Source organism: Salsuginibacillus kocurii DSM 18087, from assembly GCF_000377705.1.
Taxonomy (GTDB): Bacteria; Bacillota; Bacilli; order Bacillales; family Marinococcaceae; genus Salsuginibacillus; species Salsuginibacillus kocurii.
Map to the genome: position 1 here is coordinate 40,237 of NZ_KB898635.1, position 14,341 is coordinate 54,577.

Annotated in this window: 14 protein-coding genes and 1 rRNA gene; all 15 read left to right on the plus strand. The window is 44.8% G+C overall.

The window, feature by feature from the left end; all coding sequences use genetic code 11:
• Positions 1-60 precede the first annotated feature (60 nt).
• Entirely contained in the window at positions 61-603 is a 543-nt protein-coding gene (gene hpt, locus D469_RS0117815) for a hypoxanthine phosphoribosyltransferase (RefSeq protein WP_018924745.1), read from the plus strand.
• Between the two features lie 67 nt (positions 604-670).
• Complete coding sequence (gene ftsH / locus D469_RS0117820) at positions 671-2,752, plus strand: ATP-dependent zinc metalloprotease FtsH (protein ID WP_018924746.1); 2,082 nt, start codon at positions 671-673, stop codon at positions 2,750-2,752.
• Positions 2,753-2,894: 142 nt separating this feature from the next.
• A complete protein-coding gene (locus tag D469_RS0117825) occupies positions 2,895-3,662 on the plus strand; it encodes a type III pantothenate kinase (protein WP_018924747.1) in 768 nt (255 codons plus the stop codon).
• A gap of 121 nt (positions 3,663-3,783) precedes the next feature.
• The gene (gene hslO, locus D469_RS0117830; RefSeq protein WP_018924748.1) at positions 3,784-4,674 is read left to right on the plus strand and encodes an Hsp33 family molecular chaperone HslO; all 891 of its coding nucleotides are present in this window, start codon (positions 3,784-3,786) and stop codon (positions 4,672-4,674) included.
• Positions 4,675-4,764: 90 nt separating this feature from the next.
• Positions 4,765-5,697, plus strand: a complete 933-nt coding sequence (cysK, locus tag D469_RS0117835; RefSeq protein WP_018924749.1) for a cysteine synthase A — start codon at positions 4,765-4,767, stop codon at positions 5,695-5,697.
• Positions 5,698-6,000: 303 nt separating this feature from the next.
• The gene (locus D469_RS0117840) at positions 6,001-7,455 is read left to right on the plus strand and encodes an anthranilate synthase component I family protein (RefSeq protein ID WP_018924750.1); all 1,455 of its coding nucleotides are present in this window, start codon (positions 6,001-6,003) and stop codon (positions 7,453-7,455) included.
• A gap of 13 nt (positions 7,456-7,468) precedes the next feature.
• On the plus strand, positions 7,469-8,053 hold the full coding sequence (pabA, locus tag D469_RS0117845; RefSeq protein WP_018924751.1) for an aminodeoxychorismate/anthranilate synthase component II: 585 nt from the start codon (positions 7,469-7,471) through the stop codon (positions 8,051-8,053).
• A gap of 5 nt (positions 8,054-8,058) precedes the next feature.
• Entirely contained in the window at positions 8,059-8,952 is an 894-nt protein-coding gene (pabC, locus tag D469_RS0117850; protein WP_018924752.1) for an aminodeoxychorismate lyase, read from the plus strand.
• Positions 8,930-9,763: a dihydropteroate synthase gene (gene folP / locus D469_RS0117855; RefSeq protein WP_018924753.1), complete on the plus strand. Its 834-nt coding sequence runs from the start codon at positions 8,930-8,932 to the stop codon at positions 9,761-9,763. Before pabC ends, folP begins: the two co-directional genes overlap by 23 nt.
• The gene (gene folB / locus D469_RS0117860; RefSeq protein ID WP_018924754.1) at positions 9,756-10,118 is read left to right on the plus strand and encodes a dihydroneopterin aldolase; all 363 of its coding nucleotides are present in this window, start codon (positions 9,756-9,758) and stop codon (positions 10,116-10,118) included. Before folP ends, folB begins: the two co-directional genes overlap by 8 nt.
• Positions 10,115-10,651, plus strand: a complete 537-nt coding sequence (gene folK / locus D469_RS0117865; protein WP_018924755.1) for a 2-amino-4-hydroxy-6-hydroxymethyldihydropteridine diphosphokinase — start codon at positions 10,115-10,117, stop codon at positions 10,649-10,651. Before folB ends, folK begins: the two co-directional genes overlap by 4 nt.
• Entirely contained in the window at positions 10,603-10,806 is a 204-nt protein-coding gene (locus D469_RS0117870) for a helix-turn-helix domain-containing protein (RefSeq protein WP_018924756.1), read from the plus strand. Before folK ends, D469_RS0117870 begins: the two co-directional genes overlap by 49 nt.
• A gap of 20 nt (positions 10,807-10,826) precedes the next feature.
• On the plus strand, positions 10,827-11,828 hold the full coding sequence (gene dusB, locus D469_RS0117875) for a tRNA dihydrouridine synthase DusB (RefSeq protein ID WP_018924757.1): 1,002 nt from the start codon (positions 10,827-10,829) through the stop codon (positions 11,826-11,828).
• Positions 11,829-12,072: 244 nt separating this feature from the next.
• Positions 12,073-13,578, plus strand: a complete 1,506-nt coding sequence (gene lysS, locus D469_RS0117880) for a lysine--tRNA ligase (protein ID WP_018924758.1) — start codon at positions 12,073-12,075, stop codon at positions 13,576-13,578.
• 631 nt (positions 13,579-14,209) lie between these two features.
• A 16S ribosomal RNA gene (locus D469_RS0117885) occupies positions 14,210-14,341 on the plus strand; the annotation flags it as partial.

Consider the following 14,341-nt stretch of genomic DNA (forward strand, 5'->3'; position numbering starts at 1 on the left):
ATATGTTGCGAATAAGAAGGCTTTTAATGAGTTAAATGACTTACAGGGGGCACGTAAAGCATGCACGATGAAATTGAGAGTATACTTATTTCTGAGGAAGAAATTTTAAACAAAACAAAAGAATTGGGGGCCAGCATAACCCAAGAGTATGAAGGAAGATTCCCATTGGTTATTGGTGTCTTAAAAGGGGCCATGCCTTTTATGGCAGACTTAACCCGGCGGATTGAAACCCATGTAGAACTTGATTTTATGGATGTATCCAGCTATGGAGCGGGAACAGTCAGTTCAGGGGAAGTGAAAATTGTAAAAGACTTGGACACTTCTGTTCAAGACCGGGATATCCTGATTGTGGAAGATATTATAGACAGTGGGCTTACGTTAAGCTATCTTGTCAGCTTATTTCATCACCGGCAAGCAAACTCTGTGAAAATCGTCACACTGTTGGATAAGCCCGAAGGAAGAAGTGTAGATCTCGTCCCAGATACTGTAGGTTTCACAGTTCCAGATGAATTTGTTGTAGGTTATGGATTAGATTATGCAGAACGTTACCGGAACCTCCCTTATATCGGGATTTTGAAACCGGAAATTTATAAGGGTTCATGATTGTAGGCGCAAATGAATATATGGTACTATAATTTAAGCTGTGATTGCCTGCGGGAGGAGGTCAGGAATGAACCGAATATTTCGTAACACTGTTTTTTATTTACTCATTTTTCTCGTGATTATCGGGATTGTAAGTTTCTTTAGTGGAGATACAACAGAGGCTGACCCTGTTAGCTCTGATGAATTTTTTGAGATGTTAGAGCAGAATGAAATTGCTGCCATGGAAGTTAAATGGGAACGTGAAACGTACTTAATCGAAGGTCAAACCGTTGATGCTCAGGATGAGGATGATACGTTTGAGACTCATATCCTGATATCAGAGGAAACAACGAATATGATCCAAAATGCTGAAGGGCCGGACGGAGCACCTTTAGAGATATACACAGAGCCGGCCGATGAAACCGGCGGCTGGGTTACTTTTTTCACTTCGATCATTCCATTTATTATTATCTTCATTTTGTTCTTCTTCTTGTTGAGCCAGGCTCAAGGCGGCGGAAGCAAAGTCATGAACTTTGGCAAAAGCAAAGCGAAGATGTATCAGGAAGATAAGAAGAAAGCACGCTTTAAAGACGTGGCAGGGGCTGATGAAGAGAAGCAAGAGCTCGTTGAAGTTGTCGAATTCTTAAAAGACCCTCGTAAATTTGCCAGCATCGGTGCCCGCATTCCAAAAGGGGTGCTGTTAGTCGGACCGCCGGGAACGGGTAAAACACTTCTCGGACGAGCTGTAGCTGGTGAAGCAGGGGTTCCTTTCTTCTCCATCAGTGGTTCGGACTTCGTCGAAATGTTTGTAGGTGTCGGGGCTTCGCGTGTTCGTGATTTGTTTGAAAATGCGAAGAAAAACGCGCCATGTATTATCTTTATTGACGAAATTGATGCCGTCGGACGTCAGCGTGGAGCTGGTGTAGGTGGAGGCCATGATGAACGAGAGCAGACATTGAACCAGCTGCTTGTTGAGATGGATGGATTTGGAGCAAATGAAGGTATTATCATTATTGCTGCAACAAACCGCTCTGATGTGCTAGACCCAGCCTTGTTGCGTCCTGGTCGTTTTGACCGACAGATTACAGTCGGGCTTCCAGATGTGAACGGTCGTGAGCAGGTGCTTGGTGTCCATGCGAAAAACAAGCCGCTTGCAGATGATGTCAATCTACAATCGGTAGCGCAGCGTACACCTGGTTTCTCCGGGGCAGATTTGGAAAACCTCTTAAATGAAGCGGCTCTCGTTGCGGCGCGTGCAGATAGCACTGAAATCCACATGGTGCATGTTGAAGAGGCCATTGACCGTGTTGTAGCAGGTCCTGCCAAAAAGAGCCGGGTTATTTCCGAAAAAGAAAAGAACATCGTTGCTCACCATGAAGCAGGGCATACGGTGGTCGGTGTGAAACTTCGGAATGCCGATATGGTGCACAAAGTAACAATTGTCCCACGCGGACAAGCCGGCGGTTACGCTGTGATGCTTCCGAAAGAAGACCGCTACTTTATGACCAAGCCAGAACTTCTTGATAAAATTGTTGGTCTCTTGGGCGGACGTGTAGCTGAGGAAGTCATGTTTGATGAAGTGAGCACCGGGGCTCATAACGACTTCCAGCGTGCAACGAACATTGCGCGCAAAATGGTAACTGAATACGGAATGAGTGAAAAGCTTGGACCGCTTCAGTTCGGCTCTGGCTCTGGCGGACAGGTTTTCCTTGGCCGCGACATTCAAAATGACCAGAATTACAGTGACGCCATTGCTCATGAGATTGATACAGAGATCCAGCGTATTATTAAAGAGTGTTATGAACGCTGTAAAGAGATTTTGACAGAGCATAAAGATAAACTTGAATTAGTGGCAGAAAAGCTGCTTGAAATTGAAACCTTAGACGCTGAACAAATTAAATCGCTCGTTGACGATGGCAAGTTGCCGGAAGGCCATCATTCGAATGCAAGTCAGCAAGATGCGATTGATAAAACAAAACGTTCAGATGCAAATGGGGATGATGACGAGGATGTGCGAGTAAACATTCAGTCAAAACCCGAAGAGGATGGTACTGAAGCAGAAGATGCAACAACCGATGAGGATGAAAAGAAAGAGGAATCTGATTCACCGTCCTCAAATGAAGAGCGCTCGGATGAAGAAGATAACAACGATCCGGACAAACGGACGTAAACGTTTCTTGTCCTTGCCTCTTGTAAAAGAGAGCGATGCTAGGAGAGGGGTGCCGGGGCACCCCTCTTTTTTAATATGAAGATGTGAGCGTGAGTAGTTTACCCATAGAGGGGAATGCTGGTGTGAGGGGATGAAAGATAGAATGGTACTGGTAATTGATGTAGGGAATACAAACATTGTATTAGGTGTGTATAAACAAGATGAACTTATTTATCACTGGCGCATAAATACAGATCAAGAAAAAACAGAAGATGAATACGGAATGGTAGTAAAAGCACTGCTAAATAATGAAGGTCTTTTCTTTGAAGATATTCAAGGCGTCATTATTTCCTCTGTCGTTCCTCCTATTATGTTTGCGCTTGAACACATGTGTAAAAAATACTTTAAGCTGGAGCCTATGATTATTGGTCCTGGAATCAAAACGGGGTTGAACATACGTTATGATAGCCCGCGTGATGTCGGGGCTGACCGAATTGTCAATGCAGTGGCGGCATTAAACGAATATGACCCGCCATTTGTGATTGTGGACTTTGGGACGGCGACTACGTTTTGTTATATTGACGAAGAAGGTCAATATATTGGCGGTGCGATAGCCCCAGGCATTGCCATATCAACGGAAGCCTTATATACGGAAGCTTCCAAGCTGCCCCGGATAGAAATAACCGCCCCCGATTCAGTGGTGGGTAAAAATACGGTACACGCTATGCAAGCAGGGATTTATTATGGCTATGTCGGCCAAGTGGATGGAGTAGTAAATCGTATGAAAACCCAGGCCAACCAACCACCAACTGCTCTAGCTACGGGAGGCTTGGCCCGCCTAATTGGTAAAGAAGCAACTTCTATTGATATTGTAGATCCACTGCTCACTTTAAAAGGCTTAAAACTTATTTACGACCGAAATAAAGAATGAGAACCTAACGTTTTTAGAAGAAAAGATGGCTCGGAATTGAAGTTGATCCTCAACTAAATGAGGGCGTCGCTATCTAAACTGATGAGGAAATAGAAGCATACTAAAGAAAAAGGTGAAATCAATGAGTGACTATATGGTAAAAGCGCTAGGTTATAATAAACAGGTTCGGGCTTATGCTGCACGCACGACAGATATGGTTAACGAAGCGGTACGACGTTCTCAGGCTTGGCCTACAGCAGCTGCTGCTTTAGGACGAGCGATAACGGCAGGTTCGATGATGGGCTCGATGTTAAAAGGCGAGGAGAAGCTGACTATTAAAATTGAAGGCGGTGGCCCAATGGGGGCTATTGTCGTTGACAGTCAGTCAAATGGCAACACCAGAGGATATACTCATAATCCAAACGTTCATTTTGATTTGAATCAGCATGGGAAATTAGATGTGGCTCGTGCTGTTGGAACATCTGGCACACTTTCTGTGGTGAAAGACCTGGGGATGCAAGAACAATTTACTGGCCATGTGCCGCTTGTTTCAGGGGAAATAGGGGATGATTTCACTTACTATTTTGCGTCCTCAGAACAAGTCCCTTCTTCCGTTGGACTAGGCGTTCTCGTGAATCCGGATGAAACAGTTTTAGCAGCAGGCGGATTTATTTTGCAGGTTCTGCCGGAAGCGGAAGATACACTAATTGAACAAATCGAAACGCACCTCCAACACCTCCCACCTCTTTCAAAATTAATTGAAAAGGGTAAAACACCGGAGGAAGTACTTCATTTGCTGCTTGGAGATGATTATCAAATACTCGAAACGGCACCAGTGGCATTCGAATGCCATTGCTCGAGAGAAAGAATCAGCCAAGCTTTAATCGGGTTGGGAGAAGAAGAACTCCGCGCCATGATTGAAGAAGATGAGGGAGCAGAGACAGAGTGCCAATTTTGTCATGAAGTATACAACTTCAGCAAGCAGGACCTAGAGGAGTTGGCAGTAGAAAGCCCCTCTCAAAACTCCTACTAATGCTGAAGGCTTGACGAACTTTCCAAAGATTGCTACCCTTAAAATAGATTAAACCTACTTATTAACTCAGGATTAAAGGGAGGCTTTTTTATGAAAGTTGCTCAAAATATTACAGAATTAATTGGAGAAACGCCCCTCGTTAAATTAAATCGCTTGCCTGGGGAAAATGATGCTGATGTTTATTTGAAGCTTGAATTTATGAATCCTGGGAGCAGTGTAAAAGACCGTATTGCTAAAGCCATGATTGAAGCGGGAGAAAAAGATGGATCGTTAAAAGCAGGAGATACCATCATTGAACCTACCAGTGGAAACACCGGAATTGGCTTAGCTATGGTAGCAGCTGCCAAAGGCTATAATACTATATTGGTAATGCCGGAAACGATGAGCTTAGAACGACGCAATCTCTTACGTGCTTATGGTGCTGAACTCGTATTAACGCCAGGACCTGAAGGAATGGGCGGAGCGATTCGAAAAGCAAATGAGCTTGCGAATGAAAACGGGTACTTTATGCCGCAACAATTTGAAAACGAGGCCAACCCAACGGTGCATAGAGAAACGACAGGCCGGGAGCTGCTGGAGCAGTTGGACGGGCCAATTGATGCCTTCGTAGCGGGAATTGGCACGGGCGGTACAATTACAGGCGCAGGTGCTTTCTTAAAAGAGCATTACCCTGCGTTGAAAAATGTTGCGATTGAACCAGCAGACGCTCCGGTTTTATCCGGCGGGAAGCCAGGCCCTCATAAAATTCAGGGCATTGGGCCAGGATTTGTGCCAGACATTCTGGATACGGACATTTATGATGAAGTAGTGACTGTAGGTACAGAAGAAGCCTATGAATATGCACGCCGGGCTGCCCGGGAAGAAGGAATTCTTGGTGGGATTTCTTCAGGCGCAGCCATTTATACAGCACTTGATAAAGCAAAAGAGTTAGGCAAAGGGAAAACGGTCGTAGCTGTTATACCTAGTAACGGTGAACGTTACTTAAGTACGCCGCTTTATCAGTTTGAAGAAGACCAAGCATAATGAAGTAGAACAAAAGCTATTGCATACACCCACTTTAACAACCCCGGTCTGCATTTGGACCGGGGTTCAGTTCGTTTTAGTGAACGGAGGAGGCCGCTGTTAATGAATGGCTACGCTTAAAATAACGTATAAACCCTTTTTGGGAGAAGATGCAGCAAGCTAGATACCTCAAGTATCAGCACAATGTGGCCCCTTGAACGAGCAGGGATACAAGAACTGAAAGATGTCATAGCTATCACTCACCTTTTAAACAATGGTAGAATAAAGCTGTTACTTTTCGAAATGGAACGGAGGAAACGTTCAATGAGTGCAGCCTTAGCGCCGTTCCCTGATATGAGCGGAGAACGGATCGTAAAATATACATCAATTTCTTTATCTGAAGAGGAATGGTTTCATACCTACCAAACCCTTGCCGGCGTAGAACCGTATCATATGCTATTAGAAAGCGGAAGAGCAGGTCAATTTAGCATCATGGGGTTGAAGCCGTTTGCCATCTTACAAGGAAAAGACCAGACCTTAAAGGTTACCACTGCAGGTGGGGAGGAAGTGTTGAAGGGGGATTTGCTCACCTTAATGAGAGAGTGGATGTCCCCATTTATGACAGCACGGATAGAAGAACTCCCTGACTTTCATGGCGGAGCACTTGGTTTCGTCAGTTATGATTTAATTCGCCAGATTGAAGAGCTCCCTGAGAAAGCAAGTGATGATCTGGAGACCGATGATCTTTACTTTCTTGTGTTCGACGAAGTTTTTGTCTATGACCATGCGGCCCAAAAGCTTTGGATCATTGTGCACGGCACACGTGAAGAAGAAAAGAAAGCAGAAGAAAGGCGAGATGAATGGACGAGCGTGTGGCAGCAACCTTTTACCAGCTGGTGCTGGGAAGCGATGGTCGAAAAAGAAGAAAAATGGGAACCTTCGTTTGACCAAGATTCATTTGCCGAGGCGGTCCAGCAAATTCAACACTATATCCGGCAGGGAGATGTGTTTCAGGTGAATGTCTCGGTTCGGCAGACCAAGCCACTGCGAACGCCGCCTTTTCATATTTATGAGAAACTGAGGGAGCTGAATCCTTCACCTTATATGAGTTATATGCATACCCCGGACTTCCAGCTCGTCAGTGGGTCTCCGGAGCTTCTGATAAAAAAGCGCGGCAATGAAGCGAGCACGCGCCCGATTGCAGGGACAAGGCCGCGCGGTAAAGATGATGAAGAAGATCAATGCCTAGTCGATGAGCTGCTTGAAAATGAAAAAGAAAAAGCAGAGCACGTCATGCTCGTAGATTTAGAACGAAATGATTTAGGCCGGGTCTGTACGTATGGCAGTGTGCATGTGGACGAGCTAATGGTCGTTGAAAAATATTCTCATGTTATGCATATTGTATCGAATGTAAAAGGTTTTCTTGGCAGTGAAGTCGATGCGTATGATATGATAAGAGCAACTTTTCCTGGAGGTACAATTACCGGGGCCCCGAAAATTCGCACGATGGAGATCATCGAAGAACTGGAGCCGGTAAGAAGAGGCATTTATACGGGTTCGATTGGCTGGATTGGCTTTAACGGCGATATGGAGTTAAATATTACGATCCGTACGATGCTGGCCAAAGAAGGGCAAGCGTTCGTGCAAGCAGGAGCGGGAATTGTTATTGACTCCGATCCGGTGGCTGAATACCACGAATCCCTTAGAAAAGCCGAAGCTCTTTGGAAAGCCAAACAGTTGAGTGAAGAAGAGTTTAGGAAAGCAAGATTAGTAGAGTAGAGGAGGAAGCAACATGATTTTAATGATTGATAATTACGATTCATTCACGTACAACTTGGTCCAGTATTTAGGAGAGATGGGCGAAGAACTGGTTGTACACCGCAATGATGAAGTGACCATACAAGAAATCGAAGACTTGAAGCCAGAGGTGATTATGATCTCTCCAGGCCCGTGTTCACCCGATGAAGCTGGGATCAGCATGGAGGTAATCCGGCATTTTGCAGGCAAGATTCCGATTTTTGGCGTTTGCTTAGGACACCAATCGATAGCGCAAGTATTTGGCGGGGACGTCGTGCGGGCCGAGCGTTTAATGCACGGTAAAACATCTGCTATTCTTCATGATGGAAAAGGCGTGTATAAAGACTTGCCTAATCCGCTGACAGCGACGCGTTATCATTCGTTAATTGTGAAAAAAGAAACGCTGCCTGACTGTTTTGAGGTAACCTCGTGGACAGACGAAGGGGAGCTGATGGGGATTCGTCATAAAGATTACCCGTTAGAAGGCGTGCAATTTCATCCTGAATCGATCATGACCGGCGAAGGAAAAACACTTCTTCGCAACTTTATGGAAACGCATGTCTTGGCAAAAGGGGTTTAATACAGATGTATATAAGCATGAATGGGGAGTTGATGGCGCCGGAAGAGGCCCGTCTCTCCCCTTTTGAACATGGGTACATGTACGGGCTAGGCGTATTTGAGACACTGCGCGTGTACAAGGGCTATCCATTTTTATATAAAGACCACTTAAAGCGCCTCAGCGAAGGAATAAAAGAAATTGGGATTGATACTGAAATTACAGAACAGTATTTCTATGAAGAGATTGAGCGGGTAGTCAAGGCGAATGAGTGGCTTGATGCGTATGTGCGCTTCAACGTTTCGGCCGGCGAAGGCCCGCTCGGCTTGCCCGTAGAGAGCTACACAGACCCCCAGACTATCATCTATACTAAACCCCTGCAGGAAAAAGCGATGCCGGTTGAAAAACAAGCAGTTACCTTAACGCTGAGGCGGAATTCGCCTGAAGGTGATATTCGTTTAAAATCGCATCATTTTCTAAATAATATATTAGGCAAAAAAGAATTGAAAAACAGAGCGGATGTGGAAGGGATTTTCTTGACAGACGAAGGCCATGTGGCAGAAGGTATTGTCTCTAATATATTTTGGGTGAAGAATGGAGAGCTCTACACCCCAACTATAAACACCGGTATATTAAATGGCGTTACGAGGCAATACATTTTAAGACTTGCCAACGAACTAAACATCCCGGTGCATGAAGGTTATTTTAGTAAAGAAGAGCTACAAGCCGCAGATATGGCATTTATAACAAACAGCATTCAAGAAATTGTTCCGCTCTCTGCAGTAGATGATATTTCATATGAGTCTCCCGCAACATCGCTTATTGCTGAACTGCAGGCTGAATATAAGCGGCACCGCTTCTATTTGTCTTCATATAAGGAACTTACAGGAAAGAAGGGTAATGCAAATGATATGGAGAAATAAAAAAATAAATTTCACAGAAAAAACATATGTGATGGGAATATTAAATGCTACCCCTGATTCGTTTTCTGATGGCGGGAAGTACGTTGAAGTAGACCGTGCGCTAGACCGTGCATTAGAAATGGAGAGAAACGGAGCGGACATTATTGATGTTGGTGGAGAATCAACCCGGCCGGGCGCCGAAAAAGTCTCAGGAGAAGAAGAACTAAACCGGGTTATCCCGGTAATTGAACGAATTGCTCCGCAGGTAAGCGTTCCACTATCTATTGATACGTACAAAGCAGAAACGGCTAGACAGGCTATTGAAGCAGGCGCTGCCATCATTAATGATGTGTGGGGAGCAAAAGCTGACCCCGACATGGCAAAGGTAGCTTATGAAACACAAGCTCCGATTATTTTAATGCATAACCGGGATAATACGAATTACTATGATCTCATGATCGATATTAAACGAGAGCTGAACGAAAGTATTCGTATTTGTCATGAAGCAGGGGTGAAGGATGAACAAATCATTCTTGACCCGGGGATTGGATTTGCGAAAACGTATGAGCAAAATCTCGAAGTCATGCGCAGGCTCGATGAAATTACGAGCATGGGTTACCCTGTGTTACTTGGTACATCTCGCAAGTCGCTCATCGCCAAAACCCTGCAATTAAATGCAAATGAACGAGTAGAAGGGACAGGGGCAACAGTAAGTCTCGGTATTGAACGTGGCTGTCACATTGTTCGGGTTCACGACGTTTTAGAAATGAGCCGAACCGCGAAAATGATGGACGCCATGCTTGGCAAAGGAGAGATGGTTACGCATGGATAAAATTTATTTGAACAAAATGGAATTTTATGCTTATCATGGCGTGTTTTCAGAAGAGAACAAAATGGGCCAGCGCTTTTACGTCGATCTTGTGCTCGAGGCGGACTTACAACCATCAGCGACTGATGATGATCTTGAAAAAAGCGTAAATTATGCAGACGGTTATCAGCTTGTAAAAGAGGTTATTGAGAATAATACATTTAACTTAGTAGAGACGATTGCCGAAACGATCTCTACGGAAGTTTTTGCTCAATTTCAAATTGTGGAGCGGCTGACTGTAAAAGTTACCAAGCCAGACCCCCCCATACCGGGGCATTATGAATCAGTAGCGATTGAAATCACGAGGGAACGAAAATGACAAATGTTGCTTACATCGCTCTTGGTTCCAATATTGGGGACCGAGAGTCCTATTTACACCAAGGGATAGAGGCGCTTCGAACTACCGAGGAAGTTTCCTCGGAGATCATACATTCTTCTATTTATGAAACCAAGCCAGTAGGTGTGACCGAACAAGCTTCCTTTTTAAATATGGTAATAAAAATTAATACAACAAAAGAAGCGGCCGATTTACTAAGCGTTACGCAGAATATTGAAGAAAAAGCAGACCGAGTACGTGAAAAGAGGTGGGGGCCGCGCACGCTAGACCTTGACATTCTGCTCTACAACCAAGAGAATATGGAACGTGAAGACTTATGTATCCCGCATCCCCGGATGACAGAACGTGCATTTGTTCTCGTTCCGCTTGCCGAAATGGCTCCCCACATGATTATCCCCTCAGTTCAGCTAACGGTGATGGAATGCTTACAGCAACTACCGGATGCGGAAAGGGAAGGGGTGGTTAAATGGAAGAGCCAAAGTGGTCCGGACGAATTCGAGCGTTCCGAAAGCTAAAAGGCTATACACAAATTGAATTAGCGAAAGAGCTCGGCGTCGCTGTTTCGATTCTTGGAGATATTGAACGTGGAACACGTTATCCTGATGAGTGGTTACTTGAGAAAATTGCTGGAGTCCTTGGTATTACGAAAGAAGAGCTTGGCGAAGAGTGAAGCTTGAAGGAGGAACACCGATGTTAAATATAGATGGCATCGAGATGCAGAACCGGGTCGTGTTAGCGCCGATGGCAGGCGTATGTAATCCTGCATTTCGCTTGATTGCAAAGGAGTTTGGCACCGGTCTGGTCTGTGCGGAGATGGTAAGTGACAAAGCCATTTTGCAGGAAAATGAAAGGTCAATGAGCATGCTTTATGTAGATGAGCGAGAAAAACCGCTAAGTCTGCAAATATTCGGCGGGACCGAAGAAACCCTTAGTGGTGCGGCCCAAGTCGTAGACCAACAGACAAATGCGGATATTATTGATATAAATATGGGTTGTCCGGTGCCTAAAGTGACTAAATGTGATGCTGGGGCAAAGTGGCTGCTTGATCCTGATAAAATTTATCGAATGGTTGCAGCAGCTGTGAGTAAGGTTGATAAACCCGTTACTGTGAAAATGCGGACAGGCTGGGATGAAGATCACGTTTATGCCGTAGAAAATGCCCAGGCTGTCGAAGCAGCTGGAGGGAAGGCTGTTTCCGTGCACGGGCGTACCCGCTACCAAATGTATGAAGGTGAAGCGGATTGGGATATCATTAAACAAGTAAAAGAGACAGTAAATATCCCGGTTATTGGAAATGGCGATGTAAAGACCCCTCAAGATGCTAAGAAGATGTTAGATGATACTGGAGTCGACGGGGTCATGATCGGTCGAGCGGCATTGGGTAACCCATGGATGCTTTACCGTACGGTCGAGTATCTCGAAACAGGTGAGCTAGGCCACGAACCAACCCCGCGCGAAAAAATTGACGTTTGCATGCTTCATATGAAACGCTTGATTGATTTAAAAGGAGAAGACGTAGCGGTGCGGGAAATGCGCAAGCACGCAGCGTGGTACCTTAAAGGCCTTAAACGCAACTCCCGGGTTCGAGACCAGATCAATTATTTAACCACACAACAGGAGGTAGCCGACGCCCTTTACGGCTATGTTGAAGAGTTGGAACAGAAAGAAGCAGAACGTGTAAGCGTTGGATAAACGGAGTGGTTTGACTTCAACCTTGGCTTTTTCTATAATCGAAAGTAGAATCCGGGCTGTCAGCTTGAGGCTGGCAGCTTTTTCATGTACATTTTCAAAAAGAACGACCACGGGCCTATATAAGCTATGACGTATGAAGCGGTGATGAAGCTTAGAAAGCGGCACGGTGAAATGCCCTTTTGGACAAGCCTGAACCGATGAAATAAAAAATCAAATTTGAGAAAAGGGGAGGAAGCGACCTTTTATGAGTCAAGAACAAGAATTAAATGACCAAATGAAAGTACGCCTCGAAAAAATGCAGACGATGCAGGCGGAAGGAAATGACCCATTCGGCCAACGTTTTGACCGTACCCACACTGCCTCTACAATGAACGAGGCTTTTGACGAATTCTCAAAAGAAGAATTAGAAGAAAAAGAAGCACCAGCTACCTTAGCCGGACGTATTATGACGAAGCGCGGAAAAGGAAAAGCTGGATTTGCTCATATTCAGGACTTAAGTGGCCAAATTCAAATTTATGTCCGGAAAGATACTGTAGGTGAGGAACAATACGATCAATTCACTAATGCAGATATCGGTGACATTGTAGGAGTAACAGGTGTAGCTTTTAAAACAAAAGTCGGCGAATTGTCGGTGAAAGCAACTGAATTTCAACTGCTTTCCAAATCACTGCGTCCGCTTCCTGATAAATTCCACGGCTTAAAAGATGTGGAACAACGCTACCGCCAACGTTATCTTGATCTTATTGTTAACCCGGAAACAAGAGCAACGTTTGTGATGCGCAGTAAAATTTTACAATCCATGCGTCGTTACTTAGATGATAATGGCTATTTGGAAGTGGAGACACCAATGATGCATTCCATTCCTGGTGGTGCCTCCGCGCGCCCGTTTATTACTCACCACAACGCTTTAGATATGGAATTATACATGCGCATTGCGATTGAGCTTCATTTAAAACGTTTAATTGTGGGTGGCATGGAAAAGGTGTATGAAATTGGCCGCGTGTTCCGAAATGAAGGGGTATCCACACGCCACAACCCTGAATTCACGATGATTGAATTGTATGAAGCATACGCGGATTATCAAGATATGATGACGTTAACGGAAAATGTAATTGCGTATGTGGCCAAACAAGTAAATGGAACCACCACATTAACGTATGGAGAGTTGGAAGTGGATCTTTCTGAAGGGTGGAAACGGGTCCATATGGTGGATGTCATCAAAGAATACACCGGTGTGGACTTTTGGCAGGAAATGTCGGACGAAGAAGCAAGAGCGCTTGCTAAGGAACATAAGGTTCCGGTAAAAGAAACGATGTCATTTGGCCATGTGGTTAATGAGTTTTTCGAACACTTTGTAGAAGAGCATTTAATCCAGCCTACTTTCGTATATGGTCATCCAGTGGCTATTTCCCCTCTAGCAAAGAAAAGTACAGAAGATGAGCGTTATACCGACCGCTTTGAACTTTTCATTGTCGGAAGAGAACACGCCAACGCCTTTACAGAGTTAAACGACCCTGTTGACCAACGCGAGCGCTTTGAAGCTCAAGTGGCTGAACGAGAACAAGGGGATGACGAAGCTCATATGATGGATGAAGATTTTCTGGAGTCGCTTGAATATGGTATGCCTCCGACCGGCGGTTTAGGAATCGGAATTGACCGGTTAGTAATGCTGTTGACGAACTCCCCTTCTATCCGGGACGTCTTGCTCTTTCCACAAATGCGGAGCCGCGATAGTGAAACGGAAGCATAAAGCTCTCTCCCAAGTTCTCTGTCTGAGAACTTGGGAGTTTTTTAATGGTGGTGGGCAAGTTAAGAGCTATACAAAGTGAAGACGGAACAATAAAAAATACTTAGAGAAGTGATTGTTAACTCTGGAGGTACCCGTACCGTGGTATAGGGAGGGTTAGAAAAAATATCAACATTACTCTTTAATAGAGCCAAAGGAGAGGCCCAGCACGGCATTTAGAAGCAATGAAGGAGTTTGGTGTGTGCACGTTTTATCTCTTTTACCACCTGTGGAAATAGACTTTATATATTTTAAATAAAAAAATTCAATTGTATGGTTGCGCAAATTTGGGGAAGGTGTTATATTATTATTCGTCGCTGACACAAACAGCGCAAAGCATTACAAAAACGACAACGAAATCAATAAAAAAAGTTATTGACTTTTGAATGTGTTTCTTGTTATTATTAAAAAGTCGCTTGCAGAGAGCAAGTTAATCGCCCTTTGAAAACTGAATGAAAGAAAGCGCCTGTCAATTTTAATTGATAGTTTATATGAGAGCGAGTCAAATCGCTTCGAAATTACGCAGGTAAGTGTTAAGGAAGGCCGACTAACGTCGCGACGTCCTGTCGCAACGTCGGCACTTGCACATCCCTGTGCTTCGGAGAGTTTGATCCTGGCTCAGGACGAACGCTGGCGGCATGCCTAATACATGCAAGTCGAGCGCGTGAAGCAGGTTGATCCCTTCGGGGTGACACCTGTGGATCGAGCGGCGGACGGGTGAGTAACA